Source organism: Bdellovibrio bacteriovorus, from assembly GCF_025558485.1.
Classification (GTDB): domain Bacteria; phylum Bdellovibrionota; class Bdellovibrionia; order Bdellovibrionales; family Bdellovibrionaceae; genus Bdellovibrio; species Bdellovibrio bacteriovorus_G.
In genome coordinates this window covers 1,256,541-1,275,233 of sequence record NZ_CP102930.1, presented here as the reverse complement: position 1 = coordinate 1,275,233, position 18,693 = coordinate 1,256,541, and the positions used below count along the sequence as shown (strand labels likewise).

Annotated in this window: 17 protein-coding genes; 9 read left to right on the top strand and 8 right to left on the bottom strand. The window is 46.9% G+C overall.

Going from position 1 to position 18,693, the window contains the following annotated elements; all coding sequences use genetic code 11:
- Positions 1-16: 16 nt before the first annotated feature.
- The 3 genes from EZJ49_RS06410 to EZJ49_RS06400 are packed head-to-tail and all read right to left on the bottom strand — an operon-like array spanning position 17 to position 3,062.
- Entirely contained in the window at positions 17-1,123 is a 1,107-nt protein-coding gene (locus EZJ49_RS06410) for a hypothetical protein (protein WP_262555293.1), read from the bottom strand.
- The gene (locus EZJ49_RS06405) at positions 1,120-2,196 is read right to left on the bottom strand and encodes an ArsA family ATPase (RefSeq protein ID WP_262555292.1); all 1,077 of its coding nucleotides are present in this window, start codon (positions 2,194-2,196) and stop codon (positions 1,120-1,122) included. The genes EZJ49_RS06410 and EZJ49_RS06405 overlap by 4 nt, the downstream gene beginning before the upstream one ends.
- A complete protein-coding gene (locus EZJ49_RS06400) occupies positions 2,193-3,062 on the bottom strand; it encodes an ArsA-related P-loop ATPase (protein WP_262555291.1) in 870 nt (289 codons plus the stop codon). The genes EZJ49_RS06405 and EZJ49_RS06400 overlap by 4 nt, the downstream gene beginning before the upstream one ends.
- 128 nt (positions 3,063-3,190) lie before the next feature.
- Between EZJ49_RS06400 and tig the strand changes: the two genes are divergently transcribed.
- From tig to EZJ49_RS06365, 7 genes are all read left to right on the top strand, one after another.
- Positions 3,191-4,372: a trigger factor gene (gene tig, locus EZJ49_RS06395; RefSeq protein WP_410468749.1), complete on the top strand. Its 1,182-nt coding sequence runs from the start codon at positions 3,191-3,193 to the stop codon at positions 4,370-4,372.
- Positions 4,284-4,817 carry a mechanosensitive ion channel family protein gene (locus EZJ49_RS06390; protein ID WP_410468748.1) on the top strand — a complete coding sequence of 178 codons (534 nt, stop codon included), beginning with the start codon at positions 4,284-4,286 and terminating at the stop codon, positions 4,815-4,817. The genes tig and EZJ49_RS06390 overlap by 89 nt, the downstream gene beginning before the upstream one ends.
- A 127-nt stretch (positions 4,818-4,944) precedes the next feature.
- Complete coding sequence (locus tag EZJ49_RS06385; protein ID WP_262555289.1) at positions 4,945-6,501, top strand: sigma 54-interacting transcriptional regulator; 1,557 nt, start codon at positions 4,945-4,947, stop codon at positions 6,499-6,501.
- Positions 6,502-6,690: 189 nt separating this feature from the next.
- Positions 6,691-7,560, top strand: a complete 870-nt coding sequence (locus EZJ49_RS06380; RefSeq protein ID WP_262555288.1) for a hypothetical protein — start codon at positions 6,691-6,693, stop codon at positions 7,558-7,560.
- Positions 7,561-7,600: 40 nt separating this feature from the next.
- Positions 7,601-8,635, top strand: a complete 1,035-nt coding sequence (locus EZJ49_RS06375; protein WP_262555287.1) for an aminoglycoside phosphotransferase family protein — start codon at positions 7,601-7,603, stop codon at positions 8,633-8,635.
- Entirely contained in the window at positions 8,632-9,621 is a 990-nt protein-coding gene (locus EZJ49_RS06370; protein ID WP_262555286.1) for a sugar phosphate nucleotidyltransferase, read from the top strand. The genes EZJ49_RS06375 and EZJ49_RS06370 overlap by 4 nt, the downstream gene beginning before the upstream one ends.
- Positions 9,622-9,633: 12 nt before the next feature.
- Positions 9,634-10,827 (top strand): DUF1343 domain-containing protein, encoded by a 1,194-nt coding sequence (locus tag EZJ49_RS06365; RefSeq protein ID WP_262555285.1) that lies wholly within the window; start codon positions 9,634-9,636, stop codon positions 10,825-10,827.
- Positions 10,828-10,831: 4 nt separating this feature from the next.
- Here EZJ49_RS06365 and EZJ49_RS06360 read toward each other — a convergent pair whose 3' ends face one another.
- The 5 genes from EZJ49_RS06360 to EZJ49_RS06340 all read right to left on the bottom strand — a co-directional run bounded on the left by EZJ49_RS06360 (position 10,832) and on the right by EZJ49_RS06340 (position 16,522).
- Complete coding sequence (locus EZJ49_RS06360; protein WP_262555284.1) at positions 10,832-11,131, bottom strand: helix-turn-helix domain-containing protein; 300 nt, start codon at positions 11,129-11,131, stop codon at positions 10,832-10,834.
- Entirely contained in the window at positions 11,118-11,501 is a 384-nt protein-coding gene (locus EZJ49_RS06355; RefSeq protein WP_262555283.1) for a type II toxin-antitoxin system RelE/ParE family toxin, read from the bottom strand. The genes EZJ49_RS06360 and EZJ49_RS06355 overlap by 14 nt, the downstream gene beginning before the upstream one ends.
- Before the next feature lie 179 nt (positions 11,502-11,680).
- A complete protein-coding gene (locus EZJ49_RS06350) occupies positions 11,681-12,682 on the bottom strand; it encodes a hypothetical protein (protein WP_262555282.1) in 1,002 nt (333 codons plus the stop codon).
- 11 nt (positions 12,683-12,693) lie between these two features.
- Positions 12,694-14,241 (bottom strand): hypothetical protein, encoded by a 1,548-nt coding sequence (locus EZJ49_RS06345; RefSeq protein ID WP_262555281.1) that lies wholly within the window; start codon positions 14,239-14,241, stop codon positions 12,694-12,696.
- A 94-nt stretch (positions 14,242-14,335) separates the two neighbouring features.
- Complete coding sequence (locus EZJ49_RS06340; RefSeq protein ID WP_262555280.1) at positions 14,336-16,522, bottom strand: Tad domain-containing protein; 2,187 nt, start codon at positions 16,520-16,522, stop codon at positions 14,336-14,338.
- Positions 16,523-16,644: 122 nt separating this feature from the next.
- Here EZJ49_RS06340 and EZJ49_RS06335 point away from each other — a divergent pair, with 122 nt between their 5' ends.
- Together EZJ49_RS06335 and nagZ are read left to right on the top strand one after the other, a co-directional pair.
- The gene (locus EZJ49_RS06335) at positions 16,645-17,526 is read left to right on the top strand and encodes a hypothetical protein (RefSeq protein WP_262555279.1); all 882 of its coding nucleotides are present in this window, start codon (positions 16,645-16,647) and stop codon (positions 17,524-17,526) included.
- A 3-nt stretch (positions 17,527-17,529) separates the two neighbouring features.
- Positions 17,530-18,642, top strand: coding sequence for a beta-N-acetylhexosaminidase (gene nagZ / locus EZJ49_RS06330; RefSeq protein WP_262555278.1), 1,113 nt, complete (start codon positions 17,530-17,532; stop codon positions 18,640-18,642).
- The last annotated feature ends 51 nt before the right edge of the window (positions 18,643-18,693 follow it).

Genomic DNA, 18,693 nt, shown 5'->3' with positions numbered 1-18,693 from the left:
ACAGCAATAACAGAAATTATAAATTAGGATCTTCCGAGGGAACCACTTTAGGGGGAAGAGGTATAGTGGACTTCTCTTCCTCAGGCAAGAGCGTGTCCACTTTGACTCGCCCGGCCCTTTTCAGGCTGTGCAGGCGCTGGGATTCCTCGGTCAGCCCCATAGTTTCACCGGCATTATAGATAAGCAACTCGGTTTTCTTTCGGACCTCTAAGAGAAATGCGAAAAATTCCGTTTCATAGGAGTTCATATTCTGTCCGCCTAAAGGGCGATACAGCTCTGCCCGTTCAATCAAACCCAACAGCTCCGCACCGAAGCTGGCTTGCAGCTGGCGAGAATCCCTTTGCGCTTCCACCTGCGTGTAAAGATCACGATAAGTTTCCTGAAGTTTTGTCAGGGCGCGCTTGGACCAGTTGCTGTCACCCAGACGAAGAGCCCTTAGCAGATACACCTGAACCAGCTTCTGACCTCGGACAAATGCTGCAAAGTTCGCTGCTGAAAGCTGATTGGTGGATACCCCGCCCATCCCCACATAGGTCTTTACCAGCCAGTCCTTGGGAAGTTCTGTGCCTTTTTCGGCCTGAACTTTTTCGATGCCGTGTTCGGCTTCGTTCAAATATGCAATAGCCTCATTTTCACGATCCTGTCGGCCATAAACGATGGCAAGACGCGCAGGAATTTCAGCAAGAGCCGTTTCCAAAGGCAGATACTGTCCAAGTTTTTTTGCATCCAAAAGCGCGGCCACAGTTTTAAGATCATCACCCAGAGCCTCATAGGCAAAAGACATCTGATACAAAGCCAAAGCGGCAATTTCAGGCTGATAAACTCTGGTTTTTACAGAGATATCCCGATACAAATCCAGCGCTTCCTGCCACTTCCCCTGTCCTGCTAAAGACTGAGCCTCACCCAGTCGCGATGCCTGCAAATATTGGGATTGAGGATGCAGACCCTGAAATTCTTTAAACAAAATCACCGACTGATCAAAGCTGCCTGCTGCCAAAGCCTTTTCAGCATTGGTTAACTGGGATTGTTCCTGTGCCTGCGCCTGTCCGTTGTTTTCCGGCTGACGCTGAAATAAAGAACAACCTGAAAGCAAAATCACCGCCAGTGGCAAAATCAGTTTCATGCTTTCTTTTCTCCTTCAACAATCAAAGCGCCCAGTTCTTCCAGACCGGAAAGGTCCGAAATGTCCTTAACCAGATCAGGGATTCGAAACACCCGGGCGTCGGCTTTCATACCAGCTTCAAACTGCTGATAAAGTTGATCCCTCTGATTGTAGTAGGAGCGCATCTGGGAATACAACTTCACAAGGTCCTCGTGCTCTTTTCCCAGATCCTGGGCCGAACGGAGGTCCAGCCAATAAGGGAAGATGCGATTTAAAACAACGGTCCCCAGATGGTATCCACCTTTTTTGATCTCTTTGGAAAAATATTCGGCTTCTTTCAGCTTCGCCTGATCAAAGGACGTCACCAGACAGAACTGTGTCGTTGGCGCCACCAACATACGATGAACATCCACGGTGCGCCCCAGAAGTTTTTCCTGCCACTGTTCGATGTTGACGAAGAAATCCCCAAGTTCTCGAATGAAGTTTGATCCTGTCAGGGATTCCAATACTTTTAAAACCTGACGAGTTCCCGTTTGCAGAAGATGCCCGAAGAAGCCACCCTTTTTTCCTTCAGGATCGCGGAACCATTTCGCCACGCCTTCATGGAACAGGGCCGACAACTTTTGTGGGGCATTTAAGAAATCAATGGCATGTTTTGTCGGTGGAGTATCAAGAATAATCAAGTCAAACTCACCGGATTCATAACATGAATAAAGCTTTTCTAGTGCGGTAAATTCCTGAGAACCGCTTAGGTTTGTGGAAAGCTGTTTGTATAAACTGTTATTGAAAATCTTTTGAGCGGCATCGGTCTTTCTGGCAGCCCGAGCCACAAAATCATCAAAAGTTTTTTTATGATCGATCACAGAGGCAAACAATTCTCCCTTGAAGTTTTGCCCCGGAACACGAGTGATGTCTTTGGTGCCCTCGATCCCCAGCGTTTGCGCCAAACGCTTTGCCGGGTCAATCGTCAACACCAGAACACGCTTGCCTTCCTGTGCCGCCAGCACCGCCAAAGAAGCGGCCACGGTGGTTTTACCGACGCCGCCACTTCCAACACAGACCAAAACTTTTGTGTTTTCAAAAAGTGATATCATCGAAGATTCTCCGCCACTTTTTCCACCAAGGTCCAAGGCTGACTTTCAAAATACAAAGGCACTTTGGTCAGGCGGACTCCGATTTTTTCTGCCATGGACCACATTTGCTTCTGGCGTTGCAGATGACTTTCCAGATATTCGGCAAACTTAGCCAGATCACCGCTTTCTTTTTGCACCGCTTGCAGTTCGTCCTCTGAAACCGGGGCTTCCATCATCTTGTTTAAAATCAATTCAGGTGTGACTGAGAACTCACTTTTCAGTCGGGAAATCAGCTCATCAGCTTCTTTCAGCGGAAGATCTTCCGGCAACGTCACAACATGATATTTGCAAATTTCGGGATTGCGCAGATGAGCATCGATGCTGCGACTTTGCTCGCCCATCGGCCCGAATTGCACGGCCTCGGCCATGCCCTTGGGGGCTTCCAACAGAGCGATAAAATGTCCTGTCGCAAAAGCATCGACAACGACACAGTCAAAAGGTAACGGCGGTCCGTGCTTACGCGGGCCACTGGTGACCTTACCCAGTATCGCCAGCTCTGGCAGAGCCGGGGCAACATTAACAAAAGCCCGCATCACGGCGTTTTCAAAAAAGAGCTTCGCCAGACTTTCAACTTTGATGAAGTGCCGGGCATATTCCTGCAAACAGGCTTCTCCCGTCCAAAGAGCCAAAGACAAGTTCGGCCGGATGGAGGTCGGCTGAAAACCCACCTGCGGGACACTAAAAAAATCCTTGAAAAAGCTCTGGTCGCCCAGTTCAACAAGAAGGGTCTTTTTCCCCTCCTGACTGAGTTTTAAGGCCAGGGCTGCCGCTAAAATGGACTTCCCCACGCCCCCTTTTCCTGTCACAAAGTGAATCTCTTGCTTCATAGGTTCTAAGAGTGTCGCTGACCTCTGATTTATAGGCATTACGCATGGCATTACGGTTGCCTAAAGTCGGCCTGTCTTCTAATATCCACCAGTTTATAACGCGTTGGCGTAACTTAGGAGAAATAGACATGAAATCAAACGTAGAAAAGGTCTCTAATCTTTCTAGAAAGTTGAACATCGAAGTCCCTGCAGCAGCTGTTCAAACTGCTTTCCAAAAGATCTTCAATGGCATCCAAAAAGAAGTAACAATCAAAGGCTTCCGCAAAGGTAAAGCTCCATTGGCAACAATCAAAAGTCTTTACGCCGACCGCGTAAAACAGGACGTTGTTCAGGACTTGATCCAAAAACACTACTCTGAAGCTTTGAACGAACACAAGCTTGAGCCTATCAGCTATCCGGAATTTGAATTTGCTGATCCAACAGAGAACAAAGACTTCTCTTTCTCTGCGGCTTTCGATGTTCGCCCGGAAATCGTATTGAAAAAATACGAAGGTCTGGAAGTTGAAAAAGAAAAAATCGAATTCGACGCTAAAAAAGTTGATCAGGTTCTGGAAAACATCCGTGCTTCCCGCGCTACTTTTGAAGTTATTGCGGACGACCGTGCAGCTAAAAAAGGTGATGTTGCAGTTATCAACTTTGAAGGCTTCATGGGTGGTGCGCCACTTGAAAACGGTTCCGGCACTGACCACAACCTTGAGTTGGGTGCAAGCCAGTTCATCGAAGGTTTCGAAGACGGCATCGTGGGCATGAAGAAGGGTGAAACAAAAACTCTTTCTTTGAAATTCCCGGATCCATACCACTCTGCAGAGCTTGCTGGTAAACCAGTGGAGTTCAAAGTGACTTTGAACCAGATCAAAACAAAAGTTCTGCCTGAACTGACTAACGAATTCATCGCTACTTTGGGCGGCCCTTCTGATTTGGATGCTTTGAAAAAATCCATCCAGGAAGATTTGGAACAAACTGAAACCAAACGTGTTGAAGACGCTTTCAAAAACCGTCTTTTGAAGACTTTGGTAAAAGAAAACCCAGTTGAAGTTCCTCCATCCTTGATGAAAGAACAAAAAGCTTCTTTGGTTGAAGACTTCAAAAAACGTGGTCTTTGCTTTTACTTTGATTATTATCTTCCCACATCTGCCGGGCTCAAGCTCTCCGGCTTTTCAGGGGGTTTCTGTCTTTCTGGGGCTTTTGATTTCTTTGGGCTCCAGTTCTGCTATTTCAAATATGGTGGCTGGATTGGTGATTACCTACATGCGTCCGTTTCAAATCGGAGACCGCGTGAAAGTAGGTCCTACAATTGGCGACGTTGTTGAAAAAAACCTGTTAGTGACACGCATCCGCACGATCAAGAATGTGGATATCACAATTCCCAACTCAAATATTCTGAGCAGTCACATTATGAACTACAGCGCTGTGGCGGACTCGCAAGGTTTGATTTTAAATCCTCGCATCACAATCGGATATGAGGTCAACTGGCGACAGGTCCATCAGTTGATGAAGGATGCAGCGGCGCGCACGGAAGGTCTGATGAAAGATTCCAAACCGTTCATCTTTCAGACGGATCTGGGCAATTCATATGTCGAGTACGAACTAAACGTCTATACTCACCTTGCGAACAAGTTCGACGATATTTATTCCGATCTTCGTAAGAATCTGCAGGACTGTTTCAACGAAGCTAAGGTCGAGATCATGTCCCCGACCTATCACTCGCTTCGTGATGGCAATGAAATACACATTCCGCCGGAATACAAGTCTTAAACTGAGACATCTTTTCCGGCCCAAGGTCCAGGTTTGCACGGTCTTTAGACAGTCACCCTAAAGTTCGTCTAATTTCTTGACGATAAAAGTATCGATACTTTTGACAGTCACTGAAAGGACGATACTTATGATTAATTGGGATGAGTTTGAACATATACATGTCATCAACAAGCTCAAACAAATTCTCAGCGCGTGGTGGAACATTGACGTGGTTTTCACGGATGAGCGTGGAATGCTTAAAGGCTATGACTCTGATAAAGTCACCTTTAACAATCCGGCAATCACAGCTCTTGTAAGAAAAGAAGCTGGCCAGGCAAGTATCGCAGAGCTTGTATCGAAGTCTTTGGACGATCTTCGCACTTCTCAAAACAGATTCTCCTTGCGCAAGTGGGATATGGTTGGCTTTGATGTGGGTGTCTTCCCGATCATGATCGACAACGACTGCGTCGGCACAGTTGTGGCGATGGGCTTCTTCCGTGATTCCAACTACACTTCCCGTCTGACAGAAATCCGTGAGCGCCTTGCCGCCTTCGGCATGTCTGGCGAAGTGATCGAAAAATGTCTTGGCAAATTAAAGTTCCTGGATGATCAGGAGCGCGCGCATTTCAACGAATTGTGTGAGCTTGTGGCTCAGGAAATCGTGACTCTTCATCTGGAAATTTCTTCCCGTGAAGACCGCATCAAAGAGTTGAACAAAGAGCTGGGTAACCGCTTTAAGTACGACAATATGATCGGCAAATCAAAACCAATGCAATCCCTGTACGCTTTGCTTGATAAAATCAAAGGTGCTGATTCCACGGTTTTGGTACAAGGTGAAAACGGTACAGGTAAGGAATTGATCGCAAAATCAATTCACTATAACTCTCACCGCAAAGACAAACCTTTCATCATTCAGAACTGTTCCGCGTTCAATGACAACCTTTTGGAATCCGAATTATTCGGTCACGTAAAAGGTTCCTTCACTGGCGCTTTAAAAGACAAAAAAGGTCTTTTCGAAATGGCCGACAAAGGCACATTCTTCCTGGATGAGATCGGGGACACTTCCCCACAGATGCAGGTAAAACTGCTGCGTGTTCTTCAGGAAGGCACATTTATGCCAGTGGGTGCGACTGAATCCAGAAAAGTGGATGTTCGTATCGTGGCGGCGACCAACAGAAACCTGAAAGAAATGGTTGAACAGGGCACATTCCGTGAAGACTTGTACTATCGTCTGAACGTAATCAACATCCGTGTTCCTCCGATGCGTGAAAGAAAAGAAGACATCCCGTTCCTGGTGGATTTCTTCCTGAACAAGATTCATGACCAGCAAGGCGGACCAAAACGTCAGATCACGAAACGTGCCTTGGAAAAGCTTTATGACTATCCATGGCCGGGTAACGTTCGTGAATTGCAAAATGAAATCGAAAGACTTTGCGTTCTTTCCGGTGACGAAACAAAACTGATGGCAGAACTTCTTTCTCCAAAAGTTTTGGAAGCTGGCGAAAAGAACAAAGTTCAGGGTTCCCGTTTGCAAGGCAAGCTGAAGGATGCGTTGGAAGATCTGGAACGCGAAATGATCCGCGAGGGTCTGCGCCGTACAGGCTGGAACAAATCCAAGCTGGCAAAAGAGCTGGGTATCAGCCGTGCCGGTCTTATCATGAAGGTCGAAAAATACGGCCTGGATAAGCGTAAACTTGCACGCTAATTTTGGGCACCGACCCTAAATTAATTACCTAAATGATCGAAACTTAGTGGGCTTTATGAGCAATTCATAAAGCCCATTTTTTGTTCTGTCGGCAATCTAAATATATGAAATCACATAACTTTGCCAGAACTGCCCCATGTTGGCACTGGTCTTGTAATAGAAGGCTCTGTGTAAGGGGTACGTGGTTTTATGCAGACAACATTGGATAGCTCTTTTGTAGAAAGACTAAAGCAGATTCTGGCCAACCGCTATGGGAAGGGTTTACAGATTCGTCAGTTGATGGATCTGTCTGACATTTCAGACGCCGAAGAGATGTTCACGCGGGGGCGTGACCTTCATATTCCTATCCGCGTGAATGGGAATTTTCTGGGAACAGCTGTGGTACCATCCGCAGATGATCTAAATAGTGAGAAGCGTTCTGGAGTGGCGCAACTGGTAAGAATGGTTCTGGAACCAGCCATGTACAAATGGTATCTGGATCAAAAAGAAGCCAATCTTGAAGAGTTGAACAAGGTGCAGCCGAATCTTGAAAACGTGCGCCTGTTCGGCGAGTCCCTGCCTTCTATTGATGACATTCTGAATGACGAGTCACCGGACCTGAACGAAAGTCCAGCCAACGAACTGATTTCTCATCTGATTCACTTTGAAGGTCGCTCCGAAAATAACAACAAGAAGATCGCCTTGCAATTACATGAACTGACCGGCCGCTGGGCGTTCGTTCCCTTCAATGACATCAAAGGCCAGTTACACTCATCCATGGATATCGCACGTCTGGGTGGCATGACCATCTTCGTGGAAAATGTTGAGAATCTGAATGTTTCTGAACAAGAACTTCTGATGGAATACATCAGCGAAGATCACCTGAACGATGAGCCGCTGATTGTGACCAGTTCTTTGAAAAATCTGGACGAACTTGGTGCTGTTTCGACTCTGGATTCAAAGTTTGTGGACGAACTTTCCGTCAACTGCTTTGAGGTGGATCGCGCGCCGCTGACGGCCCAGGGTTTGAAAGAGGTTCTGGAACTTTTCTTCCTGAAAGACTCCCCCACAAACGCTTAAGCACACAAGAGTTTAATCCTTGAAAATACAGTGAGTGTCTGTGAGAATTTTTCTCATGGTCACTCATGATGAATTTTTAGTTCCTTTTCTGACACAAGCCCTGAAATCCGATAACTACAAGGTGTTTTCCCTTGCTGGGGACGCTTCCAATCGTCGCTACTATCGTGTGGTGCAAGACCATCAATCCTGGGTCTTGATGCGCTGGGAACCCTTTGAGCCCGCAAACTACCCTTTTCTGAGTGTTCTAAATCATTTCGCTAAAAACGATGTGCACGTTCCAACAGTGATTGCCATGTCCCCTCAGGAAGGCCTGGTTCTGCTGGAGGATCTGGGTGACCTGACACTGGAAAGAAAATTCTGGGAAAATCAAAGTCAGGAAGCGTCCCTGGAGTTCTATCAAATGGCAGTGGATGAAATCGTCAAAATCCATCACCCGGCTACTTTGGACAGATCCGACTGCACGGCTTTTAAAATCGAATTCAACACAGAAAAGTTTCTTTGGGAAATGAACTACGGGAAAGACAATCTGCTTTCCGGTGTTTTGAAATTCCCGTTCGGTGAAAACCTGAATAAAGAAATCTCGGATATTTTTCTGGATATTTGCACACGTCTGGATAAAGAACCAAAACGCATCGCTCACCGTGACTATCATTCCCGTAACCTGATGATCAAACTGGATCAAATGAGTGTTATTGATTTTCAGGATGCCCGCCTGGGGCCTATTCAATACGACCTTGTCAGCCTGATGAGAGATTCCTACGTGGATATGAACGATTCCATGGCTAAAACATTGATCAATTACTATCTGGATCGTTCCAAGGAATATCTGCCGAAGGATTTTTCTCGCGAACAGTTCGATCATATCTATGAACTGCAATCTATCCAGCGCTGCTTTAAGGCCTGCGGAAGTTTCGCAAGCTTCTACCACCTTAGACAGGATCGTCGCTATCTTAAGTATCTTTCCGGCACTCTTCGCCGCGTGCTAAAAGCTATCAACGAATTCCCTGAATATAAAGTCTTTGCCGATGTACTGATTGATTCAGGCGCACTGGAAAGAAAGTACGAAACACTATGAACGTCATGCTGTTGGCGGCAGGTGAAGGCACAAGACTTCGCCCCTACACCTCTGTCCTTCCCAAGCCCGCCATTCCATTCTTGACGATTCCCCTGGCCGCTCATGTTTTAAGCTTTCTTGGTGATCTGGAAATCAACAAGCTCGTCGTAAACACTTTCCATCTACCGCAAGGAATCCACGATCTTTTCCACACCCTTCCGACAAAAGCTCAATCAGTCATTTTTTCTGATGAAGTGGGTTTTATTCTGGGCAATGGTGGTGGTCTGGGGAAAGCGGCAACACACTTCCGGGGCGGTGGATCTTTTTTATTAATGAATGCCGATGAAATTATTCTTCCAAAAGAAGAAGATGTGCTTCAGAAGGCTCTGGCCCGCCACAATTCTCAAAAGAATATCGCCACTTTGATCGTTAAAGATCATCCCGGAGTCGGCACCAAGTTTGGCGGCGTGTGGGTGGATGCCAACAACAAAGTGCTGGGGTTTGGTAAAACACCGGTTCCAGGTGCAGTCCGCGCATGGCATTTTGTCGGCGTGCAGATTCTGGACGAAAAGATTCTTGATTTCATTCCACCGAATATGGAATCCAACATTCTTTATGATGCTGTGACCGTTGCGATTTCTCAAGGGCACTCAGTCGAAGCGGTACCCTTTGAAGGAACATGGTTTGAGACAGGAAATCCTCAGGATTTTATGGAGGCTTCCAAAACCTGCCTTGAATATCTGACTGGTGAGGACTCTTATCAGAAAAAAGCCCTGCAACTGGCACTGCAAAGATACTCCACAGAAAAGACCTCTGCGACGCGAACAGCTTCCTCCTTAAAACTAGTTGCTGAATCCGCCGAAGTGAAAAGCTCTTCCATTAAGGGTGTGTTCTGTGCCGGGCCGGGCGCCGTTATTGAAGAGGGCTGCGAACTGACCGACGTCGTTGTCGGTCGCAATGTCCGTGTTCCTGCAGGAACAAAAGCTTCCAATGTTCTTTTTATTTAATAAGGATGAATCATGAAACTTGGTCTTGAAGTTCTTCTTAGCAATGCAAAAGTACTTAAAAGCCTTAAAGGAAAACGTGTAGGTCTGGTGTGCCATCCGGCCAGCGTCGATGAGAATCTGCAACACAGTCTGGATTTACTGTCTAAAAAGATCAAACTGTCCTGCGCTTTTGGCCCTCAACATGGAGTCCGTGGCGACAAGCAGGACAACATGATTGAAAGTCCGGACTTCGTGGACCCCGTGCTTAAAATTCCCATCTTCAGCTTGTATGGAGAAGTTCGCAGACCGACAGCAGAAATGATGTCCCACTTTGATGTTGTTCTGTTTGATCTTCAGGATTTGGGCTGCCGTATTTATACGTTCATAACGACGTTGCTTTACATGATGGAAGAATGTGCAAAGCTGGGGAAGACGGTGATTGTTCTGGATCGTCCCAATCCGGCGGGCCGCCCTGTGGAAGGCTTCCGCATGCTACCCGGCTGGGAGTCCTTTGTCGGAGCAGCACCCCTTCCCATGCGCCACGGCCTGACTGTGGGTGAGCTGGCTTTGTATTTTTCTGATTTCTATCAACTTGATCTGGATTTACAGATCGTAAAAATGAAAGGCTATTCACCGGACAAGGGCCCGGGCTTTGGCTGGGATCTGAAACGTCCTTGGGTGAATCCTTCCCCGAATGCGGCTTCTTTGAATATGGCGCGCGCTTATTCCGGAACTGTCCTGATTGAAGGCACCACCTTGTCAGAAGCTCGCGGCACTACTCGTGCCTTGGAAATCATTGGTGCGTCTGATATCGACTATCATGAAGTTTTGGTGAGAATGAAGAAGAAGGCCCCGCAGTGGATGAAGGGCGTGACTTTGCGTGAATGCTTCTTTGAGCCCACGTTCCACAAACATGTTGGAAAGCTTTGTCATGGGTTCCAGTTCCATACTGACGGCATCAGCTACAAGCATGACCAGTTCAAGCCCTTCCGTTTAACAGCATTGATGCTTAAAGTTATTCGCGAAATGCATCCTAAGTATCCAATCTATCGTGATTTCGCTTATGAATACGTCAAAGATCGTCTGGCATTCGACGTCATCAATGGTGGACCGGCTTTAAAAGACTGGATTGAAAATCCCAAGGCCACTCCGAAAGATCTGGATGCCGCCTTAGCCAAAGATGAAAAGTCATGGATTAAGGAAAGAAAGAAATATCTTTTGTACTAAACGGTCAGGCCACATTTTGAAAAACAATTTTGGCCTTTATACCTAGTGAACCCAAAACTCGCAACATCAGGTCCGTCGAAATCTCTTGAGTATGACGATTTAGAAGGGCCGTGATCCGAGTTCTAGAGGTTCCCGCCAACTTCGCCACCTGCGCATGAGTCAATCCTTTGCGCCCAACAACGGCTATGATTTTGTCGTTGAGATCGCTACGAATTTTAATTTCAAGTCCTTCACTTGCAGGCAAGCCAAGAAATTCAGCCAACTCTTCTGCACTACGTGTAACAATCGCCTTAGCTTTTTTCACTTATCATCTCCTTCAATCGCTTCTGACCTGTCCGAATCTCTGCACTTGGGGTTTTTTCGGTCTTTTTTTGAAAGGCATGAAAAACCAAAATGCTATCTGCAAACCTTGCCAGATAAAATACCCGGTAAGCGCCTGAAGCATCCTTAATTCGAAGCTCTTCCACTCCTGCCCCAACAGAGGCCATGGGCTTCGATAGCGGCATTCTAAGCTTGGCCCCTTTTTGTAAATCAAAGATAGCTTTACCCAAGGCCCGCTTCACTTCGACAGGGAAAGCGCTCACAATATCTTTAACCTTAGGATGAAACTCTGCAGCTTTTATCTTTTTCAATGTCTCATATTTGGGACATTTTGTCAAGTTGGTCGGTTTCAAGTGGTTCTCCTCCTAAGCCTTGGTATTCATATGCAAAATACGAATACCCTTGAGCATGAGGATTACGACTGAAAGACCTCTTTAGGAATCTGGATATCGGACGAATCTTCAGCCTGCCTGAAAATGAAAATCCCCTGTTTTGAGGCAGGGGATTTATCAGCGACATAGTTCTTCTATGTTTATTTTTGGATGGCCAGTTCTGCGTCCGAGAAGAAGGACTCCTGGCTTTCTTTGACTTTATATCTTCGAGTCATCATCAGGAAAATACTGTCGGCAGCAACCCCGATCGGTTCGCCGTTGTAGTTCTTTTGCATACCCGCAAGATTTGCAGGATCACGATTGAAGGCACCAGAGCCCAAGCCGCCAGAACCCAATCCAGCCGACGAACCACTGGAATCATCGGAAGAACCCAAGCCTGCACCGAAACCACCACCGCCTCCGCCGCCTTCTGCGTAGCCGTTAGCTGCGGTCATGGCACCTAGTTTTAGCTTATCGTATTTTTCTTTGGCTTTCTTTTCGACGTCGCCCGCCAAATCCATCAGACCAGCGATTGCTCCGGGAGGAACTCCCGCGGCGGCCATCGCGTCTTTAGAAGCAAAGTCGGACATCTTATATGTTTTATCGCCAACCTTGGCAGTCCCAGTTTTAGAATCCAGAACACCCATTTGTTCGAGCTTGGCAATGTTACCTTTAATGGCAGCAAATTGAGGATCTTTATTTAGTGGATTGTTAGGGTCATCCAAGCCATAGGGTTCATTGCTTGAGTTCCCACCCAAATCTCCAAAACCATCCGTATTAAACCCAGTGCCACTTGCCTGCCCTGCTGCCTTTCCGTGAGCTTTACCTTGCTGCATAGAGAGCATTCCAAGCATAACCTCAAAAACCCCCTTTGCGACAAGCCCCCAACCGACCGGGCTGCTACTATATCCCGCACTAATATCGCTCGCTCCCATCGCCATAAACATCCCGCCAGTCAAATAGGACATTGCCTGACCAGAGGAGTTTTTGTCGGACGTCTTGTCAGCAGAATCATTTACTGAAGGGCCGGAAGACGCTGTACTCGCGCCTGACTCAACCCCTTTGTCCCCACTTTGAGTGGTCGTAGTATCCGCACTATAGCCAACCACTGGCGCGAAAACCAAAGAAGCTGCACAGATATATTTAACTAAATTATTTTTCACAGCCTTCTCCTTTAGTTATTTAGCAGGGTATTCTTATTGTCGCGATAGCGTTCTTTGATCTTATCCCAGTTGGATTTACCGCCCTGACCTGTGACCTCTTTGGTCCACGCCTGTTGGCCGGCCATACCTTGCGCAGGATCTTTTGCTCCGCCCGGAAGATATGCACGATACTTGGAATCAGAAGCGGCACCACGGTATCCACCGAAGCCGCCACCGCCTCCGCCGCCACCAGAGCCAGAAAGAATATCTGTATTTAAACCCTTCTTAGCAGCTTCCTCTTTACCACCAGCGCCACCACTGCCGCCACCAAAGCCACTTAGACCGCTGCCGCCACCCATAGGTGCGCCTGCCATGCTGCCAGAGTCGCTTCCGCCACCGGCGCTATTTTCACCAAGAGCACTTCCATCACTACCTAGCCCTAAACCGCCAGGGCCATCTTTTCCACTGATCGCGGCTGGATTAATGTCTCCACCGGAAGAGGTCAAACGGGAGTCTCCACCTTCGTTAGTTTTTTGATATGAGTTCGCACACCCCGGAGTTCTTGGGTTTGCCGCACAGATGCACTCTGGTAATTGGGCATTTGCAGGATCAGTACATTTATCCACATTGGCTTCAGCAACTGTTGTTCCTGTACCATCTGTATTATCCTTACATTCTTTACCTTGCTTCAAAGAATTTGCCAGTGACAAAATCCCTGTGGCACCAGATGCCAACAACAATGCATACTTGCCTGTGCATAGGGCTGCTTTACCAGCGATCGCCTTTTTATCTTTTGCATTCAGATCTTTGGGAACGTTGGCATCCAAAGTGGCTAAACCTGCTCTGTAGTTCGATATAAAATTACTGCATGCACTTTCCGCAGAAACATAAGCAGGACTGGTCGGTGGGAGATTAACTTTACATGAAGTGCCGGCACTGGAAGCTTTCAGACCTTTCCCCAACCCCTCAAGGCCGCTGCGAGTTTGTACACACGACCATCCACATCCCGCCTTCATCACGCCGCAAGCAGCGGTGTACGCTGTCATGGCCCCCTTAGCAACATCCATCGCTTTGGAAAATGTACTACAGGTATCCGTGACAGCCGCAGACCCAACCGTGGAAAGAAGCATATTGACTGATGCTATACCAGATTGCAAATTCTCACTTAGATGCTCCAAGCACGCAGTTGCAGCTTTCCCCTGGCGAGAAATACAGTTATCGCGGTTATCCACATACTTGTGACCAGATGATATAATGGTTTCATATCCAGGCGCATCAACCGTCACACCGGGAAAAGTGGAAATAGATTTATAGGATTCATAAACCTGCTTAAGGCCAGTTTGGATATTGCCGTACACATCATCCAAACCTTTGTCTTTTTCGTCGTCTTTATCTCCACCGGCACTCAATGCATCTGCGGATTTGGAATTGGAGTTCGCACTAGCCAGATTAGCATTAACATTTTTCTCATTTTCAAGCTGATCCTTCAGCGAAGGCGGCTCCGGTTCTTGAGCAAAAATATAAGTCGGAGTTACTCCAATAAGAATGGATGAGAAAATGGATAGCATTCCGTTTTTCATAAAAACTCCCCTATGTCCTCTTTTCGGACAAAGGTCATATAATCTTAAGTTTTTGAGGGAACGTCTCAGATTAAGACAGCCAACGACAACCAGCTTAGAATTCACTCTCATCAGGCGGCGGGTTTAGAAGTGAACCACCACCGGCATTTTCTCCGCCCAACTTCAGATCCTGAGAACGTAGATAGCTTGAGGAAACCATCTTTACTGCGTACCCGGTGCTGCCACCGACAACGCAATTACCGGTTGTCGGAACGATGTCGCCCGAACCACTATTTGCAGGAACAGGGGCTGTACACTTGCCAAACTTTGCCGTATCAAGTGAATAGTCTAAAAGACCTTTCGGAGCCCAGCCCGTAAGAACATTCATCCAATCCAAAGAAGTAAAAGTAAATTTTTCTTTTACCGGGACATTAAAGCCAGGTTCTTTAAGCACATTGTACTGGCTAATAATATTGTACTCTTCAAAATTATAAGTGCCCCTCTTGTAATCCTTATGATAGCCAAGGTCAGGGCGGAAACTTCCCGTAAAGGTAGAGCCTGGCCCCTTCAAGTAACCATTCTTAATTTTTTTATAATAGTTATTATAGAAGTCCGGCTCTATTGAATAGTAAGTCATATCAAACAAATCGGGCAATATTGCTGCCGTTTCAAGATTTCTCATTGCTGACGGAACGTCACGCACTGAATCCCAAGAAAGAAGATCACCGATATCATTAATTCTATTCGGAATATGATCCCAATGGGCAAAATTGGGTGCACTATCCCCTTCGTAAATACTGCCTCCACCGTACGGATTCGGATCAGAAGACCACTTCGGATCCAACTTGTAAATCGCCTCTCCGTAATAAGCCAACATTCTGAAAGTCTTTAAGCCATACTTGTCGCCAGGAAAGCGACTAAAGTTCGCCGCTCGAATGGCATTATTTGACGAATCCGTGCTGATCGAAGACAGCAACGATGTATCCGTGACTCGCGGAGGAAGCAAGGGATCTGTTTTCGGCCCCCCCTCAGAGAATCCAGAACCACGATTCCAGTTCTGATGATACCAAGGACCAATTCTTCCCCCGAAAGGTTTGTAGAATGCTCGAGCTTTCAAAGTAATCGAACCAAAGGGTGAAAATGGAATCTTCGGAGAGGTCTGCGCAGAAACACCGACATAAGCCATACACCAAGGGTTTTTCTCAACACCAAGAGAAAAATTATAGTTATCGTTCAAATTACTTCTATAACCGATAAAATTTGCAAGCTCTGTTATAGGCCCCTTAAGGGCTGTCACACTGTCAAGATGATAAGGAAAGCTTGCAGGATTACCAGTCAATTCTTTTGGGTCAGTCTTGATGTCTGTCCCACTACACTGAGTATCCGTATATCTAAATCCGGGATAAATACGAACAACGCTCAACCATTTTGCGGGCTGCTCTGGTGCCTGCCCATTGGCGTTACAACCTGCTGCACCTAAGGAATTAAAAACTTCCATTTTCGGGCTGCCCGCCTTATTGGGCGGTGTTAGATTATTCAAGAAAGTATTTTCTATACCAACACTAGCCTTCTGCCCATCCAAATCATAGAAGTCATTCTCCGCCATACTCGTGGCGCGGGACAGACTCGCAATCATATTCATACGATCACGCTGATCCAAATTAAAGCTGACAATAAACTTTCCGAGCATAAAGTAATTGTACGAACCAAATACCCGGCATCGCTCTGTGGCGCTGGCTCTCATAACATCACTGGCGTTACTGATACTTTTAGAAAATCCCTGATGGAATGCAATTACAGGAACATCCTGCCACAGCATAACTTTCGTATATGATGCCATATAACGACAGGTATTTTCCCCGGGTGGCATCGGTTTAAACGGAATGTATGTAATACAAAATGCAGGTGCCTCCTGAAGATTTCGAGCAATGGAATCTGAAGTACTGACTATATCATCCGTAGGCCCCTGAATCGACTTTGAAGGCTTTTTAAATGGATGTCGTTCCCACTCCCCCGCGCTCCCCAACATACGATAGCGCCATGACAGCAATTTCCAGCTCTGACGAATCTGATAATTGATATGCGCGATGGCGTTCATGTTTTCAGCCTGCTTCATGGCACCGTAATAGGCGGCAAGATCGACGGAGTTTTGAAGATTCACTTTGTGATGCACAAGAAGTCCGACGTTGATCACCATCGCAAAGAACAGGAAAAGGATCTGAAAGATCAATGCAACAAACAAGGCGATTTGACCACGCTTGTTGTTAAGATTCTGAATAAAAGTGCTTCGTGCATTTAACATCTGTGTCTCAACATTGTCGCGTAGGTTGATCTCTGTGGCAATAACTCGACCTCTAAAACTTTGACTTGTTCTATAGTGAGATGACAGACTTTTAGCCATAGTTCTAAGAAGGAAACTCGACAATGGTCCTAAGAATATGCCTTACACTTCTGTTTGCGATGGTTTACGCTGGGACAGCCCGTGGGGATGTGCTGTTTGAAGGATACGCCAAAGTCCTTTCCGGCGAAGAACACATCGGCTATGTCATCAGCCGCTACGAATTCGACCAGAAGAAAAAGCAGTTCATTTCCACCTATCTTCTTAGAACCGGCAAAGGCCCCACCGAAACCACAGAAAGCCTGAAAGCCTACGCGGATTCCGAACTGACCCCCCTGTCTTACGAATACACATCCCTGGCTGGCAAAGATTCCAAACTGATTGATGCAAAATTTAAAAGTGGCAACCTCAGCGCTGTTGTTAAAAACAATGGCAAGGTTTCGCGCATCGAAAAGAAAATTCCCAAAGGCACCTTCCTTTCCACATTTTTGGTTTATCTGATGCTGAAATCCAAAGAAGGTCTGAAGTCAGAAACCAATTATGAATATCAAGCCATCGCAGAAGAGGATGGTGCCATCTATAAAGGTCAGGCGTTAGTGGGAAAAGAGGAAACCTACAATGGCTTCAAAGCCTTTAAGATCCTAAACACCTTCAAAGATATCAAGTTCCTCAGCTACGTGAATGAACGTGGCGAAGTTCTGGGCACCAATGCCATGGGCCAGGGAATTGTGACTGAACTCGTCGCAACACCGTCTGAAGCCATCGGTTCTGTGCCTTACAGCGCTTCGATCTTAAAAACGCTTTTTGGCAAAGTGCCCGAAGGTGATAGCAACGTCGTTTCCCGCCAGAAGAAATTAAAAGCAAATGAAGCCAACACCCCTGCTCCAACAAAGCAGCTGGGTGTTCCTCCCGGCCAGGGCATTCAGCTTAAAGGCCAACCGGAAAAGACAGAAGACAAAGGGAATTAGTTCATGAGTATCAGCCACATTATCGGTCAGCATATGTTTATCGGCGTCTCCGGACATGCTCTGACAGCCGACGAAAAAAAATTTATCGTAGAAAATAACATCGGAGGCGTCTGTCTGTTTGGTCGCAATGTGGCTGACCCCAAACAAGTCCATGAGCTTTGCACCGAAATCCAATCACTGCGCCACAAGCAAGTGGACAAAGCTCCACTATTTATCGGTATCGATATGGAAGGTGGTCGCGTTCACCGACTAAAAGCTCCATTCACGGTATGGCCTCCGTTACGCCGTTTGGGTGAACTCGATGCTCCGACTGTTTCCTTCCACTTTGCCAACCGCATGGGTTTGGAAATGAAGTCCGTCGGTATCAATCTGGATTTTGCCCCTTGCGTGGATATTTTCACAAATCCTGGGAACACCGTTATTGGTGATCGCTCTATCAGCTCTGACCCTGAAATGGTGGCAAAACATGCTTCAGCACTTGTTCGTGGATACATCAAAGCCGAAGTCATCACTTGCGCCAAGCATTTCCCAGGTCACGGAAACACCCTGATTGACAGCCATGAAGATCTTCCTGTGGAAAACGCAGATCTGGCTCGTCTGGAATCCTGTGAGCTAATCCCGTTCAAGAAAACCTTCAAGTCCCGCGTGGATATGGTGATGACCTCACACATCAAGTTCCCCAAAATTGATCCGGACTGGCCCGTCACACTGTCAGAAACATTTGTCAGAAAAATGATCCGCGAAGAAATGCGCTATCGCGGTCTGATCATCACCGACGATCTTGGAATGAAAGCCATGACCAAGCACTATGGTATTGAAGAAGTTCCCGTGCGCGCCCTTAAAGCCGGCGTGGATCTGCTTTTGTACTGCAATGATCCTGAAGTACCGCCGCAAGCTTACGATGCAATTCTGGGCGCCGTCGCACAGGGAAGCCTGCGCAAAGAGGATCTTGAGGAAAGCTACCGCAGAATCATGGACTTCAAAAAAGCCAAGATTCCACACCCTGATCCAATACCACTAAACGAAGCCATTAAAATCGTGGGCCACGCCGATCATCTTAAGATCGCCGCTGCCATCGCAGCCGGGCAGATCCCAGACGGCCTTCTGCCAGAATAACAGCTGACAATCGCCCGAACACCCTTGAAATTTCTACCCGGCCCCTGTTTG